The organism is Helicobacter jaachi, from assembly GCF_000763135.2.
Lineage (GTDB): Bacteria > Campylobacterota > Campylobacteria > Campylobacterales > Helicobacteraceae > Helicobacter_C > Helicobacter_C jaachi.
Genome location: NZ_JRPR02000002.1, coordinates 36,670 through 53,884, shown reverse-complemented (window position 1 = coordinate 53,884; position 17,215 = coordinate 36,670). Strand labels below are relative to the sequence as shown.

At 40.8% G+C, this 17,215-nt stretch carries 15 protein-coding genes and 2 tRNA genes; 13 read left to right on the top strand and 4 right to left on the bottom strand.

Features of this window, described 5'->3' with window-relative positions; translation table 11 throughout:
• Positions 1 to 61: 61 nt before the first annotated feature.
• The 5 genes from LS71_RS03950 to LS71_RS03930 are packed head-to-tail and all read left to right on the top strand — an operon-like array spanning position 62 to position 3,504.
• The gene (locus LS71_RS03950; protein WP_034352878.1) at positions 62 to 1,078 is read left to right on the top strand and encodes a hypothetical protein; all 1,017 of its coding nucleotides are present in this window, start codon (positions 62 to 64) and stop codon (positions 1,076 to 1,078) included.
• A gap of 1 nt (position 1,079) precedes the next feature.
• Positions 1,080 to 1,628, top strand: coding sequence for a hypothetical protein (locus LS71_RS03945; RefSeq protein WP_034352874.1), 549 nt, complete (start codon positions 1,080 to 1,082; stop codon positions 1,626 to 1,628).
• The gene (locus LS71_RS03940; protein WP_034352871.1) at positions 1,621 to 2,205 is read left to right on the top strand and encodes a hypothetical protein; all 585 of its coding nucleotides are present in this window, start codon (positions 1,621 to 1,623) and stop codon (positions 2,203 to 2,205) included. The genes LS71_RS03945 and LS71_RS03940 overlap by 8 nt, the downstream gene beginning before the upstream one ends.
• A 26-nt stretch (positions 2,206 to 2,231) precedes the next feature.
• Positions 2,232 to 3,176 (top strand): 16S rRNA (cytosine(1402)-N(4))-methyltransferase RsmH, encoded by a 945-nt coding sequence (gene rsmH, locus LS71_RS03935; RefSeq protein ID WP_034352867.1) that lies wholly within the window; start codon positions 2,232 to 2,234, stop codon positions 3,174 to 3,176.
• Positions 3,166 to 3,504, top strand: a complete 339-nt coding sequence (locus tag LS71_RS03930; RefSeq protein WP_034352864.1) for a hypothetical protein — start codon at positions 3,166 to 3,168, stop codon at positions 3,502 to 3,504. Before rsmH ends, LS71_RS03930 begins: the two co-directional genes overlap by 11 nt.
• 43 nt (positions 3,505 to 3,547) lie before the next feature.
• Here the strand turns inward: LS71_RS03930 and LS71_RS03925 are convergent.
• Positions 3,548 to 3,638: transfer RNA gene (locus tag LS71_RS03925), tRNA-Ser, on the bottom strand.
• Positions 3,639 to 3,889: 251 nt separating this feature from the next.
• Here LS71_RS03925 and dnaE point away from each other — a divergent pair.
• Together dnaE and LS71_RS03915 are read left to right on the top strand one after the other, a co-directional pair.
• Positions 3,890 to 7,558, top strand: coding sequence for a DNA polymerase III subunit alpha (gene dnaE / locus LS71_RS03920; RefSeq protein ID WP_034352861.1), 3,669 nt, complete (start codon positions 3,890 to 3,892; stop codon positions 7,556 to 7,558).
• Between the two features lie 17 nt (positions 7,559 to 7,575).
• The gene (locus LS71_RS03915; protein ID WP_034352858.1) at positions 7,576 to 7,983 is read left to right on the top strand and encodes an META domain-containing protein; all 408 of its coding nucleotides are present in this window, start codon (positions 7,576 to 7,578) and stop codon (positions 7,981 to 7,983) included.
• Positions 7,984 to 8,046: 63 nt separating this feature from the next.
• Here the strand turns inward: LS71_RS03915 and LS71_RS03910 are convergent, their stop codons facing one another.
• Positions 8,047 to 9,240 (bottom strand): aspartate aminotransferase family protein, encoded by a 1,194-nt coding sequence (locus tag LS71_RS03910; protein WP_034352855.1) that lies wholly within the window; start codon positions 9,238 to 9,240, stop codon positions 8,047 to 8,049.
• 121 nt (positions 9,241 to 9,361) lie between these two features.
• Between LS71_RS03910 and LS71_RS03905 the strand changes: the two genes are divergently transcribed.
• The 3 genes from LS71_RS03905 to LS71_RS03895 all read left to right on the top strand — a co-directional run bounded on the left by LS71_RS03905 (position 9,362) and on the right by LS71_RS03895 (position 12,965).
• Positions 9,362 to 9,901: an HP1233 family protein gene (locus LS71_RS03905; protein WP_052057827.1), complete on the top strand. Its 540-nt coding sequence runs from the start codon at positions 9,362 to 9,364 to the stop codon at positions 9,899 to 9,901.
• Between the two features lie 123 nt (positions 9,902 to 10,024).
• Positions 10,025 to 10,102: transfer RNA gene (locus tag LS71_RS03900), tRNA-Met, on the top strand.
• 67 nt (positions 10,103 to 10,169) lie between these two features.
• On the top strand, positions 10,170 to 12,965 hold the full coding sequence (locus tag LS71_RS03895; RefSeq protein ID WP_138109825.1) for an RNA ligase: 2,796 nt from the start codon (positions 10,170 to 10,172) through the stop codon (positions 12,963 to 12,965).
• A gap of 48 nt (positions 12,966 to 13,013) precedes the next feature.
• Here LS71_RS03895 and gdhA read toward each other — a convergent pair whose 3' ends face one another.
• The gene (gdhA, locus tag LS71_RS03890; protein WP_034352850.1) at positions 13,014 to 14,366 is read right to left on the bottom strand and encodes an NADP-specific glutamate dehydrogenase; all 1,353 of its coding nucleotides are present in this window, start codon (positions 14,364 to 14,366) and stop codon (positions 13,014 to 13,016) included.
• A 99-nt stretch (positions 14,367 to 14,465) separates the two neighbouring features.
• Positions 14,466 to 15,086, bottom strand: a complete 621-nt coding sequence (recO, locus tag LS71_RS03885; protein WP_034352847.1) for a recombination protein RecO — start codon at positions 15,084 to 15,086, stop codon at positions 14,466 to 14,468.
• 68 nt (positions 15,087 to 15,154) lie between these two features.
• On the opposite strand from recO, the gene LS71_RS03880 reads away from it, so the two are divergent.
• From LS71_RS03880 to rlmH, 3 genes are read left to right on the top strand one after another with little or no spacing between them, the layout of a single operon-like run.
• Entirely contained in the window at positions 15,155 to 15,895 is a 741-nt protein-coding gene (locus LS71_RS03880; protein WP_034352844.1) for an inositol monophosphatase family protein, read from the top strand.
• Positions 15,896 to 15,904: 9 nt separating this feature from the next.
• Complete coding sequence (gene accD, locus LS71_RS03875) at positions 15,905 to 16,777, top strand: acetyl-CoA carboxylase, carboxyltransferase subunit beta (RefSeq protein WP_034352841.1); 873 nt, start codon at positions 15,905 to 15,907, stop codon at positions 16,775 to 16,777.
• On the top strand, positions 16,749 to 17,207 hold the full coding sequence (gene rlmH / locus LS71_RS03870) for a 23S rRNA (pseudouridine(1915)-N(3))-methyltransferase RlmH (protein WP_034352838.1): 459 nt from the start codon (positions 16,749 to 16,751) through the stop codon (positions 17,205 to 17,207). Before accD ends, rlmH begins: the two co-directional genes overlap by 29 nt.
• Positions 17,208 to 17,215 lie beyond the last annotated feature (8 nt).

Here is a 17,215-nt window from a genome sequence, read left to right as displayed (position 1 = left end):
TCATTTAAGTTTTGCTAAAATTAACAGAATCTAAAAATCAATAAAATGTAAGGATTTGCTAGTGCTAAAATTTTTGCTTCGTCCATTTTTTTCTACGATTTTAATTGGCATAAACCTTGATGGGAAAGTTTGCTCATTAAAAGTCGTTGTGATGAAAAATAAGCGCGTAAAAAGCACTTTTAGCAAAGATTTTAAGATTGTAGATAAAGAATTGCCTGTGGAGGCAGCAAAGCTCATTAAAAACTACAAACGCAAATATCCTTTTACCTACCTTAGCGCGATGAGCAAAACTTATAATCAAGGGCTAGCGCACTGCACCAAACGGAGCGAGCTTATTAAATTTGGCATTAATGCTAAGACTTCATACATTGTGGATATGCCAAATCAATGGCTTTTTTATATCCAGCAGCTTGCCATTGATGAAAATCGTGTGAAATTTATCCGCGCACTAGGTTTAGATTATCTCTTCTCACCCTTTGTGCTAGTGTATGAATCTATCAAACTCAAACTCACAAGCAAAGTGCGGCTGTATGTGCTGCAAGAGCGCGCAAGCATTACGCTTTTTGTAGCAAATAAAAGCGGCGTGTATTTTGGCGGATTTTTTATGATGGGCGGAGAGTTAGAGCATAATGATGATGATAGCACTTCTGTGCCGGAAGTGCGCTCTTTAAAAGAAATGAGTGATTTAGATTCTCTGCTTGGCTCTATTGATGAGCTGCATGAAATTGGGGAACTAGAGGATTTAGATGAAGAGCTTATCCGCAAGGAGTTTGCGCCTCAAGAGCTAGATTCTGCAAAGCAGCAAGAGGCTGAAATGTCGCGCTTAGAGGGTTTAAGAGATTTAGCAAGAGCCTCAAATGCCACTGAAATTTTAAAAAATTCTATTAATGAATACTATAGCAATCCCATTTATGATGCGCAATTTATAGAATCTATTGTCATTTTAGATACCTATGGCATTACAGAGCAAGCCATTGAGCATATTCGCAACGCGCTTATGCTAGATATAGATGTGCAGCCGCTTAATATACCAGATAGGCTCATTGAGCTTGCAAAAGCCGAGCTTAAGGAGAAATAAGATGGCTTATAGCTTCATACGCCCTAAACCCAAAAGTATTTTTAAACGCTATACAAAAATTTGGATTTTTTATAGCATTTTGGCTGTGGTGTGTATTTTTGCCTTTGCTAAAGTGCTAGAGAGGCAGAGTGTGGCAAAAATGAATGAGCAAATGCGCATAGAAGAGCAGATTCAAGATTTAAAGCTAAAAAGCATTGTGATTAGAGATTATATTGAGCGCTTAGATTATGAAGTAAAGCTTGGCAAGCAGCTACAGCTACGCAATAAAATGCTGCAAGAAGGCTTAGTAAATCTCTTAAAACTTATCCCAGAGCAAATCACGGCAAAAAGCATTGAGTTTGATGAAAATATGCTCATTATGCGAGGCTTAACGCCTTCTAAAGAAGTGTATAAATTCCTGCTTGAAGCGCCTTTGCGCGCTATATTTACGCAAACTAGAGTGGAGTTTTATCCATTAGTTAGTGGGTGGTTTAACTTTGTATCTGTAAGCAAGACAAATCCTGCCCTAAAGCCCTTAGATGTGGATAAAAAGGAGGGCAAAAATGAATAATAGCGACTTTCGCACAGATTTTGCTATTAAAAATTTTGTGTGGTTTTTACTTTTTGCCGCCATTTGCGTTTTTTGCATTTCAAAAATGCTGCTGCCACAAATTGAGGCATACAAAAAACAGGCTATAGAGAATAAAAAATCAAAAGCCACGCTTACACAGATTGAAAAAGATTATCAAGCGGTGCTATCCCAGCTCCAAAATGTGGCCATACAAAATTATCCTCTGCTTACAAATCTGCATAACATCGGCGATGAAAATAAGCTTTTAGCGCTCTTGCAGGATTATTTTATAGAAGTGGAGATAAAAAAGCTTGATAGCACTAAGGAGCAGGATATTCTTAGCACGCGCTACCAAATTAATGGCTATGCGCAAAATACGCAAAAAATTGAGGATTTTATCGTATGGGTGAATACAATGCCCTATTTTGCACGCGTGGAGCTACCTATCAAAATGGAATTTGATGAGAAAAGCAAATACATGCGCTTTGTGATAATTTTAAGCCTTAAGCAATCTATCTACAAAGAACATCAAATTATCCTTGATAATGCCCTGCGCTTTGATAATTTTAAGCCATAGCAATTGATAGAGGGTTTATAGAATCTATGAGCAAGCACTATTCTGTCCTGCACAATGAGATAAAAGAGCATTTTAGCTTTGAGGGCGGCGTGGTTATGGACTGCACTTTAGGCTATGGCGGGCATAGTTTGGCTATTTTGCAAGCCTGTCCAAATGTGCGCATACACGCCTTTGATAGAGATGAATACGCCCTTACTTTGGCAAAAGCGCGCCTAGATTCTATAAATGGGCGCGTTCATATCTATCATGCTCCATTTTCACGCGCGCTTGATACTATCCCACAAGATGTGCTAGGAGAAGTGAAAGGGATTATTGCTGATATTGGCGTTAGCTCTATGCAACTTGATGAAAGTGATAGGGGCTTTAGCTTTCATGCTAATACACTTGATATGCGTATGGATAAAAATAGCGCGCTTAGTGCTAAAAAGGTGGTAAATACCTACTCGCCTACGCGACTAGAGGAGATTTTTAGAATCTATGGGGAAATAAGACAGAGCAAAAAGCTCGCTCATATTATTGTAGAGCAAAGGAGCAAAAAGCCTTTTGAAAGCTGCCTTGAGCTAAGCTCACTCATCGAGCAGCATTTCCCACGCACAGGCGGACTGCACCCTGCAACTCTTGCCTTTCAAGCACTGCGCATTGAGGTAAATGATGAGCTAAGGGAGCTAGCAGGATTGCTTGAGAGTATAGAATCTGCATTTGATAGAGGCGCACTTAAGGGCTGCAAAGTGGGCATTATAGCCTTTCATTCGCTAGAAGATAGAATTATTAAGCATTATTTTAAGCAATGGACAACTTCATGCATTTGCCCTAAAGAAAATTATAAATGCGAATGTGGCAATAACCACGCTAGAGGGCAGATTCTCACCAAAAAGCCTCTTACGCCAACCCCGCAAGAAATCGCCCAAAATAAACGCTCTCGCAGTGCAAAACTTAGAATCTTTGAGCTAGGAGCTAAATATGGCAGATAATCCATTGAAGCTAGATGATATTATCTTAGAAAATCCCATTCCGCAATCGCGCGTAAGCCAATGGGAGAAAGATTTGCTCTTAGAGAGTGATGAAGCGCCAGTTGGCAAACCGCATCAAGGCTTAGGGCTAAGGGAGCTAAAGATAGCAAGCCTTATTTTACTTTTAGTGTTATTTTTATGTATGCCTAAAATTTATTTGACAAGCAATATTTATTATCTAAGCAAAGACATAGCAAGCCTACAAACCCAATACGATATGCTTAATGATGAAAATAAACGCCTAAAGCACGATATAGAGCAGCTACGATATGAATTTTTGATTAAATAAATTAAAGCTTGGGATTATCTAAAAGCTATTTAAAAAGCAGTAGTGGCGGACAGGGAGGGATTCGAACCCTCGATAACCTTGCGGCTATGCGTCCTTAGCAGGGACGTGGTTTCAGCCAACTCACCCACCTGTCCATATAAAAGTCACTTGCGCGCTTGTGTAAAAAATCGCTATTGTAAGCAAAAAATCATAAAACTACACTTAACACGCGCGCGCAAAGAAAGCAAAGCTACATTTACCATCAGTGTAGCACACCACTTTTTACAAAAAACAATAGCATAGCATTTATAGAATCTTTCTCATTTTAAGCATTTCTAACATTGTTTATTTTATAATACCGCCTCACATCTGCCAATTATTTTATAGATTTTTAAAAGGATATATGATGAGCTTTACGCACCTGCACTTGCATACGGAATATTCCTTACTTGATGGAGCAAATAAGATTAAATTTCTAGCCAAACGCATTCGTGAATTAGGTATGACATCTGTGGCGATGACTGACCATGGCAATATGTTTGGTGCGCTTGATTTTTATGTAAGTATGAAAGAGGAAGGATTAAATCCTATAATCGGCTTAGAGGCGTATTTGCACAATGGCGATAAACTTGATGATAAAAGCACAAAGCAGCGCTTCCACCTTTGTTTATATGCCAAAAATGAAGTGGGTTATAAAAATCTTATGTATCTTAGCTCGCAGTCGCATATTCACGGCTATCACTACTATCCGCGTATTAATAAAATCCTCTTAAGAGAGCGCAGCGAAGGTTTAGTATGCTCTTCTGCTTGTTTGCAGGGCGAGATAAATTGGCAGCTTAATATCAATAATCCGCGCAACGCCAGATTTGGTGCAAAGGGCTATGATGTGGCTAGAGAGGTCGCACTAGAGTATAAAGATATTTTTGGTGATGATTTTTATTTAGAAATTATGCGGCATGGGATTAATGACCAAATGTTTATTGATGAGCAGATTCTAAAGCTTAGCCAAGAGCTTAATATTAAAGTGATTGCCACTAATGATACGCACTATTCACTGCAGCAAGATGCCGCCGCGCAAGAAATTGCTATGTGCGTGGGTATGGGCAAAACGCTTAATGACAAAGAGCGATTAAAACATTCAGTCAAGGAGTTTTACATTAAATCCCCAGAGCAAATGCGCAAACTCTTCCTTGACATACCAGAAGCCATAGAAAACACACAAGAAATCGCGCAAAAATGCCAGCTTAACCTTAATCTTAAAAATATTGAGATTAAAAATAAACACACAGGTGAAATTATCCTTAAAAACACGCCCGCTACGCCTCCTAGCTTTAAGAACACCAAAAATTATGCGCAAAAAGAAAATCTCCCCCAGATTCTATCCTGTGAGCTAGATTCTATTGATGATAGTGTGTATTTTGCTTTTAAGTGTAGAGAGGGCTTGCAAGAGCGGCTTAAACATATACCTAGCCAATCTCATGACAAATACAAAGAGCGCTTAGAGCAAGAAATAGCTGTGATTAATGCGATGAAATTTCCCGGATATATGCTTATTGTGTGGGATTTTGTGAATTTTGCTAAACTTAATGGCATTCCAGTAGGTCCAGGGCGCGGCTCTGCTGCGGGCAGTCTTGTGGCTTATGCACTTAAAATTACAAATATTGACCCCATCAAATATGATTTGCTCTTTGAGCGATTTTTAAATCCTGAACGCGTGAGTATGCCCGATATTGATATGGACTTCTGCCAGCGCAGGCGCGGAGAGATGATAGAGTATGTAACGCGCACTTATGGCAAATATAATGTCTCACAAGTCATTACCTTTGGTTCGCTGCTTGCTAAGGGCGTGATACGCGATGTGGCGCGTGTGCTTGATATGCCCTATAAAGATGCTGATACATTTGCCAAACTTATCCCCAATGAGCTAGGCATCACACTCACTGAAAAAATAGGCAAAGATGGCAAGCCAAAGCCCGGTGCATGGGAAAAAGAACCAAAAATCAAAGAATTTGTAGAAAAAGACCCTCTCGCCAAACAAGTATGGGAATATGCCCTCTCACTTGAAGGCTTAAAGCGCAATCCCGGACTACACGCAGCGGCTATTGTGATAGATTCTACAGAGGAGCTATGGCATAAAGTGCCTCTTTATACCAAAAACGAAATGGAGGGCGTAGCCACGCAGTATGCTATGGAGTGGCTTGAGGCTGTGGATTTAATCAAATTTGACTTTTTGGGCTTAAAAACACTCACCGTCATTGATGATAGCATTAAGCTTATAGAAAAACGCTACAACAAGCAAATTGACTTTAGCACAATGGATATGGAGGATATGAAAGTTTATGAGAGCATACAAAGCGGCAGCACTTTGGGATTATTCCAAATAGAATCTGAAGGTATGCAAAATCTAAGTAAAAAGCTTAAGCCAACGACATTTGAGGATATTATAGCTATGCTTGCCCTCTATCGCCCCGGTCCTATGGAATCTGGTATGCTTGATGATTTTATTAACCGCAAGCATGGGCTAGCAGAGATTAGCTATGCTTTTGATGTGTTAGAGCCGATTTTAAAGCCCACTTATGGGGTGATTGTCTATCAAGAGCAGGTTATGCAAATTGTGCAAACTATTGGTGGATTTTCGCTTGGTGGGGCGGATTTGGTGCGGCGCGCTATGGGGAAAAAGAAGCTTGATGAGATGATAAGATTAAAAAAAGAATTTGCCGATGGCGCGCAAAAGCAGGGATTTGATAGAGCCAAAGCAGAGGATTTGTGGGAGCTTATCGTAAAGTTTGCAGGCTATGGGTTTAATAAATCCCACTCCGCCGCGTATGCGATGATAACCTACCAAACAGCATATTTAAAAACTTATTATGAGCATGAGTTTATGGCAGCTATGCTCACAAGCGAAACTAACAAGATAGAATCTGTAGCAAAATATATCGATGAAGTCAAATCGCTAGGCATTGAAATAGTCCCGCCACATGTGAATGTGTCTGAAAATGACTTTGGCGTGGGCGAATTTGATGGCGTGAAAAAAATTATTTTTGGTTTGAGCGCCATTAAGGGCTTGGGCGAAGCGCCTATTGAAAATATCATTGAGGAGAGGAGAAAAAATGGCGCGTATAAAAGCTTAGAGGATTTTATCTTGCGCGTGGATTTTAGCAAGCTCACTAAACGCTCTCTAGAGCCACTCATTAAATCCGGTGGGCTAGATAATCTAGGCTACTCGCGCAAAAGTATGCTAGAGCATATTGATATGCTCTGCGACAAAGGGCGCGAAGTTCATAAAGCACGCGAAATGATTGGAGATTCGCTCTTTAATAAAGAGGAAGTAGAAATTAATGTATATCTGCCTATCACACAAAATGGCGAGCATGATACGCGCACATTGCTTGATTATGAGTATGAATGTATGGGGATTTATATATCAGGGCACCCGCTTGATGATTTTAAAGAGGAGCTTAAGCACATCTCTGGCATTGCTAAAAGCATTGAATTAGAGAATCTAAGGCTTAATTCTAGCTGTGTGCTTGTGGGCAAAGTGCTATCCATTAAGCGCAGGATTAGCAAAAAAACAGGCAAGCCCTTTGGCAGCATTGATTTCTTAGACTATGGGGGCAAAATTGAACTTATGATATTTGAAAAGCATTTTGATGTGTTAGAGGGCTTAAACCTTGAGGAGCCACTCGCGCTTAAATGCAAAATAGAGGAGAGAGAGGAGAGCCTTAATGTGCGCTTGCTTGAAATTCTTACCCTACAAGAAGCCGCCAAACAAGAAAAGCCCATTAAGCTCTCCTACAAAAAGAAAGAGCAAGAGAGCGAGGATAAGATTTTACCCCTTGATATGCGCCCAAGCGAGGTTGATATTTGCACGCCTTTGTGCGTGGTGATTGATGAATCCTGCATTCAAAATGGCATTTTAGATAGGCTTAAAGCCCACGCCCAAAACCTCAAAGGTTCGCGCGAGCTACGCTTAAGGATTAAAAATGATACTTCAGGCTATACTTTTGTAAGCCATCTTAAAGTGCATTCTCGTATTAAAGAAGAGTTTAAAGAGCTTGAATGGGTGGAAGCATAAATTAAAAGGAGCAGAGTATGCGTTATGTATGTTTGGGGATTTTAGCAGCCTTAATTTTAGGCTGCACAGAGGCAAAGGAGCAGAACATTGTAGGCTCATGGCAGCTCCAAGATTTAGCAGGCGATAATGGAACTATCAATGTGCAAGCAAGTGAAAATCCCGCGTTTATAAGCTTTGAGGCGGATAATAATTTTCATGGCAATGCCGGGTGTAATAACTTTTTTGGCAGCTACGAAATAAATGCCAAAGCGCTTAAAATTAATCACAATGTGGGTATGACGCGTATGATGTGCGCGGGGGAGAGCATGAATGTCGAGGATACGCTCATAAAGCTTTTATTAAGCGATACTAAAAAAGTAGAGATTAAAGGCAATCATCTTATCTTGCAAGAGGGCAGCATAAAGGCTGTGTTTGCCAAACATTAAGCCCTTAAGAGCGGCTATTTAGTATGCGTAGCGTATGTCTAGATTCTATAATAGAATCTAGCACTACAAGTTTGCTAGAGCCTCCCTCAAGCGCGAAAAGCCCTCGTTTATATCATCTTTGTGAATAGTGAGTGCCGGCAGAAAGCGCAGCACACCTTTGCCAGATTTAAGCACAATCACGCCAGATTCTAAAGCGGCGCTAATAATAGTAGGTAGCATATCCGCGTTATGCGTATGTAGCCCACACATAAGCCCTAGTCCTACTCTGCGCAAAAATATATGCCCAAAATCTTTTAAAAGGCTATCTAGTGCGCTTTCAAAGGCTATAATGCGCTCCTTTAAGCTCCCATTTGTATAATTTTCATACAAAATATCAAGCACTTCAAGCGCTGCTGCACAGCTCAAAAAATTCCCACCAAAAGTGCTTCCATGCTCGCCATATTCAAAAATATCGCCCAAAGTTGTAAGCACCGCTCCAATTGGCACACCTCCAGCTAGCCCCTTTGCCATGCTTATCACATCAGGCTGCACGCCATAAATTCTAGAAGCAAAGATTTCCCCACTGCGATACACGCCGCTTTGCACCTCATCAACCATAAACAGAATCTGCTCTGCCCTCAAATGCTTGCTTAACGCTTTAACCTTCTCCCTATCCATAGGCGCTATGCCACCCTCACCCTGCACAAGCTCAAGCAACACCGCGCAAGTGTGCTTATCAAGGTGATTATAAATATCATCAATATCCTTAGCATACACAAATCCATCGGGGTAAGGTCCAAAATGCGCATGCATTTTAGGCTGTCCTGTAGCTTTAAGCGAAGCAATCGTGCGCCCATGAAAGCTAGAATCTAGCGTGATAATCTTATGCGCTCCCCGCTGTGCACCGTATTTGCGTGCAATTTTGATAGCACACTCATTTGCCTCCGCGCCAGAGTTACAAAAAAACGCCCGCATAGGTTTAGAATCTACCCCACAAAAAAGGCTCACAAGCCTTTGAGCGAGCCTTACTTGAGGCTCTATGTAATAAAGATTTGAAGTATGGAGTAAGTTTTTGGCTTGTTTGGCTATGACTTCTGCTAGGCGCGCATTTGCATGCCCCACGCTGCACACACCAATACCAGAGGCAAAATCAACATACTCCTTGCCTGATATATCAAATAAACGCGCATTCTCACCCCTCACAAACGCCACAGGATAGCGCGCATAAGTGTGTAGAACAAACTCATTATCTAATGCTTGCAATTGTGCTAAATCCATATTACCCCCTAATACGATGCGCTATAAAAGGCGCGATTGTAGCCTAAAAGCATAAATTCTTAAGCAATTTGGAGCGATTTTTGCTAGCAGTAGGATTTTAGATTCTATAAAGGAGCGCGCTATGCAGATTAATGCTAATATGCCTCAAATAACGCCAAACACTTACGCGCGCAATAAAAATGAGCTAGAACCTAAGCATAATGCATCATACATACGAGATAATACAAATACGCAGACAAATGCCCAAAATAGCCGCGCACAATCCACCGATGCAACCTCCGTGCAAGAGACAAATAATGCGCAAAATACAGAATCTACCAAGCTAGAGCGCACACAAGATGAAGCGCCAAAGCCTAAAATACAGGAGCTAGAGGGGCATAAAAATCGCATTACTTATGGGCTTAAAGTGCTTGAATTAATGAGCGATGAGGAATACAGGGCGTTTTTGTGGGCAAGCGAGGGTATGAGCGAGACAGAAAAAATGCTTATGGCGCAGAGTTTGTATCGTTTTACAAGCTTTTATCAGGGCAAAGAAAAACAAGAGGAGCTTAATCCACAAACCATTAACGCGCAAAAAGCCTTTGGCATTGAGCATTCTATGCTGCAAGATTTTATCCAACGCTATAAAAATGCCTATGACAAGGTGCTGCAATCTTCTTAGTCACAATAAGCGCGCTGCTAGCTTGATTTAGCGCTAAAGTGTAGGTGCGAGTTTGGCTTTGGCTTGACTTTTTAGCACTTTTTGCTTAAAATTCCCACTTTGCTTGTTTCAAAGGCAATAGCAGTCAAAGTAGCTCAGCTGGTCTAGAGCGCTGGTCTCATAAGCCGGAGGTCGGGGGTTCAAGTCCCCCCTTTGACACCATTTCTTAAGATTTAATCCCCCTGTGCTACAATATGCTACATTTTATAACATTTTTCAAAGGATATTTTTGAGAATCTTAGTCCTTATGCGAGGTGTGCCAGCAAGTGGAAAAAGCACTTGGATAGCCAAAAATCGCCTTGAAGCCTACGCTATTAGCCCTGATACTCTGCGTTTGTTGCATGCTAGTCCAACGCTTAGCGCGGATAATCATTTAGGCATTCCGCAAGAGAGCGATAATGCTGTGTGGAAGCTGCTTTTAGAGCTTTTAGAGGCGCGTATGGCAAAGGGTGAGTTTAGTATCATTGACGCCACGCATGTGAAACACTCTGCGATACGGCGCTATGAGGATTTGTGTGAAAAATATCGCTATCGCATTGTGGTGGTAGATTTTAGCGATGTGCCGCTAGAAGTGGCACTAGAGCGTAATGCGGCGCGTGGGAGGCAAAATATAGAATCTAATAAAAATACAGAATCTAGCCACGCAAATTTTATAGAATCTAATAGCGACCAAAATGCCATAAATGCGGACTTTGCGCATTATAAAAGCGTAAAAGAAAGTGTAATTTATAAAATGCATGAAAGTTTGCAAGAAAGCCTAAAAAGCCCTCTGCCTAGCAAGTATAAAGTCATTAAGCCGCATGATACAACCGCGCTAACTTATGCGCCCCTTGATTTGTCAAAATATAAGAAAATTCATCATTTTGGGGATATTCATGGCTGTTATAGTGCGTTAATTCGTTACTTTTTGTATCAAAATGGGGCAGATTCTATGCAAGAATTTATAGCATCTTGTGTAGATTCTACACAAATTTCGCGTGAAGATTCTACTGATTCTATGGACTTTATAGAATCTAGCGCCCCCATTAGCCAAAAGATACAAAGTATCGCGCACAAGGCACTTTTAAAAAGTGATGAGTATTATATTTTTTGCGGTGATTATATCGATAGGGGCGTGGAAAATGGCAAAGTTTTGCGCTTTTTGCTTGATATTATGGAGCTGCCAAATGTGTGTTTGATAGAGGGCAATCATGAGCGATATTTGCGCAAATGGGGGAATGACGAGGAGATTAATACTTTGGAATTTAAGCGATTTACTCTGCGTGATTTGCAAAGTTGTGGCATCACACAAAGGGACGCGCGCAATATTTATCGCAAATTACGCCAGTGTGCGCTTTATACATTTAGTGATATAGATTCTACAGAATCTAAAGCCGCGCAAAATGTTACAAATTGTAATGAAAGTATAGAATCTAAATGCACAAAAAAGGTGCTTGTAACGCATGGTGGTCTGCCTAGTTTGCCTCATAATTTGCTTTTAATTTCTACGCATAATTTGATTTATGGAAGCGGAGATTATGGCGATGTGAGCGTATGCGCGAGTAGTTTTACGCATAATAGCAAAGAGGGCGAATTTCAAGTCTTTGGGCATAGGAATAAAGAGGAGCTGCCGCTGCGCTATGAACAAAAAAATTTTGTGCTAGAGGGTAAGGTAGAATTTGGCGGAGCGTTACGCATAGTAACACTTGAGCATATAGATTCTCATTTCAAACAGCCTAACGAATGCCTTAAAAATGCAGATTCTAAAAATGCTACAAAAGTTACAGAATCTGCCCCCACAGAATCTAGCCTAGAATCTAACGACAAAATCCGCGTAATTTCCCACAATGATGGCTTTAGCGAGATTTATGTGAAAAATGATTTGCATAAAAACGCGCTTGAGTATATGGAGACCTATAATCTCTTAAAGCTTATTGAGGATATGCGCAAATCGCCTATGGTGCGCGAAAAGAAGTTTTTTAATGAGCGCATTTCTAGCTTTAATTTCTCGCCAAAAGCCTTTTTTGCTAAATCGTGGAATGCCCTTACTTGCAAGGCGCGAGGGCTTTTTGTGGATATTGAAGCGCCTAGAATCCTAGCTAGAAGCTATAATAAGTTTTTTAATCTTAATGAAATGCCGCATTTAAGCCTAGATTCTATAAAAGAAAATCTCGCATATCCGCTAAATGTGTATGTTAAGGAGAATGGATATTTAGGGATTTTAAGCGTGGATAATGATGAGTTTTTCCTAACTTCTAAATCAGACCCTACAAGCGAGTATAGTGCGATGTTTAAAAGTCTTTTTGATGCACATTTTATGAGCTTAGATTCTATAAATTTTACAGAATCTAGCCAAGAGAGTGTGCATAAAAATAGGAGCGAAAATAATGGCGAAAAGCTTAAAAATAAGCTTAAATATTTCTTAAAATCAAACAATCTTAGCCTTATTTTTGAAGTAATAGAGCCGTGCTTTGACCCGCATATTATCGAGTATGACGCGCCACAAATTATTTTATTAGATGCAATTTTTAATACCTTAGATTCTAAAAAATTGCCCTTTAGCGAGTTGGAAAATTTGGCTAAAACTTATGGATTTAAGCTAAAGATTAGAGCGTGTAAATTGCTTGATAGCGCAGAGCTAGAGCATTTTATACAAGAAGTTTGCAAGGTAGATTTTAAATTTATAGAATCTAGCGCGGAATCTAGCAAATTTATAGAATCTACTTTAGATTCTAAAAGCGATAAAAACACGCAAGGCAGATACATTGAGGGCTTTGTGATTGAAGATTCTAAAGGCTTTATGTTTAAGGTAAAACTGCATTACTACAACACTTGGAAAGCCTTGCGTGGGAGCATTGAGCTAAGTTTGCAAAAAGAGCATTTAATTTTGCAAAAAATGCTAAAGCAGAGCGCGGCGGCAAATCCCTTTATTAGCGAATTTTGGGCATTTATAGAAAATCTTGTAGCAAAAAAGGGCTTGCAATTCTTACAAGATAAAGACATTATCACTTTACGCAAGATGTGGGAAGATTCTAAAATGAATTAAAAATAAAAAAGTGCGGGAGTAAATCCCGCGTTTGTAGTGCTTATAAGATTAAATCACGCCTTGGTCTATCATAGCACCAGCGACTTTTCTAAAGCCTGCGATATTTGCGCCTAGCACCAAATTAGTAGGCTCGCCAAATTCTTTAGCTGTCTCTGCAGCATTAGTAAATATGCTCTCCATAATGCCATGCAAGCGCTTATCCACCACCTCAAAAGTCCATGGATTCATACTCGCATTTTGTGCCATTTCTAGCCCGCTCACAGCCACGCCACCGGCATTTGCCGCTTTGCCCGGACCATAGCAGATTTTTGCTTGGATAAACTGATGCACTGCCTCAATGGTTGATGGCATATTTGCGCCCTCACTCACGCATTTACAACCATTAGCGAGCAAGTGTTTAGCGTCATTTCCATTAAGCTCATTTTGTGTCGCACTTGGGAATGCTGCAAAGCAGGGGATTGCCCACAAGGGATTGCTATCTTTGGGATATTCGCTTACCTTTGTGTATTGCGCGCTTTTGCGTGCTTTGGCATATTCTGCAAGTGTGCCGCGCTTAACTTCTTTAATTTCTTTAAGCAATGCTAAGTCAATGCCATCTTTGTCATAAATCATACCTGTTGAATCGCTAGCTGTAACGGGCTTCGCACCAAGTTGATAGAGTTTTTCAATAGTATAAATAGCCACATTGCCTGCGCCTGAAACGCTACATACCTTGCCCTCCAAGCTCTCTCCGCGCGCTTTAAGCATTTCTTGTGCGAAATACACGCAGCCATAGCCTGTAGCCTCTGTGCGCACTAAACTACCGCCCCACGCGAGAGCCTTGCCTGTAAGCACGCCCTCAAAGCAGTTTGTAAGCTTGCGATATTGTCCAAAAAGGAAGCCAATTTCTCTGCCGCCCACGCCAATATCACCCGCAGGCACATCGGTAGTAGCGCCAATATGGCGATATAGCTCATTCATAAAAGCTTGGCAAAAACGCATAATCTCACCCTCACTCTTGCCCTTTGGGTCAAAGTCACTTCCACCTTTACCGCCGCCCATAGCAAGCGTTGTGAGAGAGTTTTTTAGAATCTGCTCAAAGCCTAGAAATTTAATCACGCCCTCATTTACACTTGGGTGAAAGCGCAAACCGCCCTTATATGGTCCAATAGCGGAGTTAAATTCAATACGATAAGCGCGATTTGTCTGAATCTTACCATTATCATCAACCCAACTTACACGAAAGTGGATTTCTCTATCTGGGATTGTGAGACGCTCTAAAATGGCATAGGATTCATATTTTTTATCCTTATGAAGTGCTGGCTCTAGTGATTCAAAAACTTCCTCCACAGCTTGGTGAAAAAGTATCTGCGAAGGATACTGCTCTTTGAGTTTTTTTAGAACATTTTTTGCGTATGACATGGTTTCTCCTTCAGATTGTAAGATATGCGTTAGACGCACTGCAGATTTTAAAATAATTAAGCTTAAATATTCTTAATTAAGTTTAACTAAAGCTAATTTTTACAATCCTAGTCCTAAAATTTCCCATAATTCATCTACCACATCATCTTCAAGCAAAATACTGCTTTGAGTGCGCAAAAAAGATAGAATCTGCGCTATATCAAAGCTTCTCCCCCCGATGCAAGTTTGGTGCGCAAAGACAAAGGCGCGCCCAAGCGCTACAGATTCTATAACACGCTCTTGGCAAATAAAACATACCGCATTTGTATCTTTTTGCGCCCTACCCTCAAAATCTAACAATTTGGCATACATCTCAAGGGCTACACGCTTAGGATTTTGCTTCTCAAGCTTATGCGCGCCCTCCTCTAGCAAATCAAAATAGAATCTAGGCACTTCATATACATCAAATAAATGCTTGTATAAAAGCTTTATAAAATGCTGCCACACATAATAGCGATGCGTGTCAAACTCCCATTTGTGCGCTAAATGCAAGATATTTTTTAATTTTGGGAGGAAAGTAGATTGTGGCTGCTCCTCAAAGTCGATTTTGCGCCCGATATTAATAATGCTATGGCGCGCGCCATAGAATCTATACAGGCTTTTAATGCTTTGGGGCGTTAAAATTTTTACAATCACATCTTCTGTGCGCGTTGTTTGTATATGCAAAATATAGCCTTGCACGCCTCTATCCTTATTTTAAGAAAATACAGAGCATAATTCTAGCTTAATATAATTTAAGCGGTAAGGTTATGAGTAGATTTTTGCAAGCAGCGCATAAAGCCACACAAGAAATTCTCCCCCTCCTAAGGCAACACACACAGAATCTATACGCCCTCCACTCTCGCGGTGCTGGCGGTGATGTGAGTATTGGAGCGGATTTATTAAGCGAGCAGATTTATATGAAATATTTACTGCCTCTAGCGAGCGTAGATTCTGAAGAGAGCGGCTTTGTGCAGGGTGAGGGGAGTGATTATATTGTGCTTGACCCCCTTGATGGGAGCGATAATTTTTTATCGCATATCCCCTATTATGGCTCTTCGCTCGCACTTTGTGATAAACATGGCAAGGTAAAAGAAGCCATTATTTTTAATTTCTGCACACAGGAGGCTATTGCGCGAGTGGGCGATGTGACTTTTAGCCTAATGTGTGGGGATAAAAGTATAGATTCTAAAACGCCACTTAGCACCGCACAAAGCCCACAAGCAAAATGTGGTATCTTTGAAAAAGCATATACCAATCCGCATATCGCGGCATTTTTGTATGAAAATGGCTTAAAATTTCGCTCTTTGGGTGCAAGTGCGCTTTCTATGGCAAAGGCATTTGAAGTAAATTTTATGCTTTTTGCAGGCAATATGCGCACTTATGATAGCAAAGCAGGATTGTTTATATGTGAGCCTTTGTGGCATATTAGCACAAAGAATTTTACGCTTATAAGCAAAGATAAACATATTTTTGATATTATTCGCGCATTTTTATTTACAACAGCATAAGGATAGTTAATGGGTTTGGGCGATTTGTTTAAGAGCAAAAAAGAAGAGCATAAGACGCAAAGTCAAAGCAATGATGCGCCAAGTCATTGGATTAAATGCCCGCACTGCAATGCTATTATGTATTACAAAGAGGTATTTTCTCAATCTCACATCTGCCCCAAATGCAACTATCATTTTAGAATCTCCGCTAATGAGCGCATAGAAATGCTTTGCGATAGCTTTGTGGAAGTGGATAAACATCTGCGTCCTATCGACCCGCTTGAGTTTGTGGATAAAAAAAGTTATAAAAAGCGCATACAAGAGGGCGAGGAAAAAACAGGCAGAGCAAGTTCTGTGATTGCTGGTGAGGCGGTGATTTTAGATGTGGCAGTTCAAATGGTGCTATTTGATTTTGCCTTTATGGGAGGCTCTTTAGGCTCTGTAGAGGGGGAAAAGATTGTGCGCGCCATTAATAGGGCGCTAGATAAAAAGCAAGCACTTATTATTTTATCCACAAGCGGGGGAGCTAGAATGCAAGAATCTACTTTCTCACTTATGCAAATGGCAAAGACTTCTGCTGCGCTAAATAGGCTTTCACAAGCGCGCTTGCCCTTTATTTCTGTGCTGCTTGACCCCACTTTTGGGGGAGTGAGTGCTTCATTTGCATTTTTGGGAGATATTATTATTGCCGAACCTGGCGCAATTATTGGCTTTGCTGGACCGCGCGTGATTAAGCAGACTATTGGGGCGGACTTGCCAGAGGGCTTTCAAACGGCAGAATTTCTCCTAGAGCATGGTCTCATTGATATGGTAGTAAATCGCAAAGATTTGAAAAAAACTTTGAGTGATTTAAGCACAATGCTTAACCCAAACTATGCAGATAAACATTTACGCCATAGCTAAAAAAGATGCGGCATTTCAGGTCTTAGAGGAGGAGTTTTGCATGCAGTGCAGACAATTTGGCGCAGAAGTAAAAATCTTTGAGCTCCTCCCTCCCTCCGTGCTAAAGGCGCAAAAAATCTCATCTATCAAAGCCCAGCAGTCCTACACACAGACTTTTCACTCATACATTAAACCTTTAGCGCTTAATATCGCCCTGCACCCACAGGGGAAGAGCTATGATTCTATAAGCTTTGCCAACCTTTTAGAATCTGCCCGCCTTGTGCAGTTTTTCATCGGTGGGGCGTATGGGCTTGAGGAGGGCTTTGTGCAAATGTGCAGAAGTGTGAGCTTGAGCGCTATGACTTTTAGTCATAAGATTGCAAAGCTTGTATTGTGCGAGCAAATTTATCGGGCGCTTAGCATTTTAAATGCCCATCCGTATCATAAGTAGGGGGTTTG

Coding starts and splice junctions, on each gene's coding strand:
- LS71_RS03945 (WP_034352874.1), top strand. CDS start 1,080: ATGGCTTATAGCTTCATACGCCCTAAACCCAAAAGTATTTTTAAACGC.
- LS71_RS03940 (WP_034352871.1), top strand. CDS start 1,621: ATGAATAATAGCGACTTTCGCACAGATTTTGCTATTAAAAATTTTGTG.
- rsmH (WP_034352867.1), top strand. CDS start 2,232: ATGAGCAAGCACTATTCTGTCCTGCACAATGAGATAAAAGAGCATTTT.
- LS71_RS03930 (WP_034352864.1), top strand. CDS start 3,166: ATGGCAGATAATCCATTGAAGCTAGATGATATTATCTTAGAAAATCCC.
- dnaE (WP_034352861.1), top strand. CDS start 3,890: ATGAGCTTTACGCACCTGCACTTGCATACGGAATATTCCTTACTTGAT.
- LS71_RS03915 (WP_034352858.1), top strand. CDS start 7,576: ATGCGTTATGTATGTTTGGGGATTTTAGCAGCCTTAATTTTAGGCTGC.
- LS71_RS03910 (WP_034352855.1), bottom strand. CDS start 9,240: ATGGATTTAGCACAATTGCAAGCATTAGATAATGAGTTTGTTCTACAC.
- LS71_RS03905 (WP_052057827.1), top strand. CDS start 9,362: ATGCAGATTAATGCTAATATGCCTCAAATAACGCCAAACACTTACGCG.
- gdhA (WP_034352850.1), bottom strand. CDS start 14,366: ATGTCATACGCAAAAAATGTTCTAAAAAAACTCAAAGAGCAGTATCCT.
- LS71_RS03880 (WP_034352844.1), top strand. CDS start 15,155: ATGAGTAGATTTTTGCAAGCAGCGCATAAAGCCACACAAGAAATTCTC.
- accD (WP_034352841.1), top strand. CDS start 15,905: ATGGGTTTGGGCGATTTGTTTAAGAGCAAAAAAGAAGAGCATAAGACG.
- rlmH (WP_034352838.1), top strand. CDS start 16,749: ATGCAGATAAACATTTACGCCATAGCTAAAAAAGATGCGGCATTTCAG.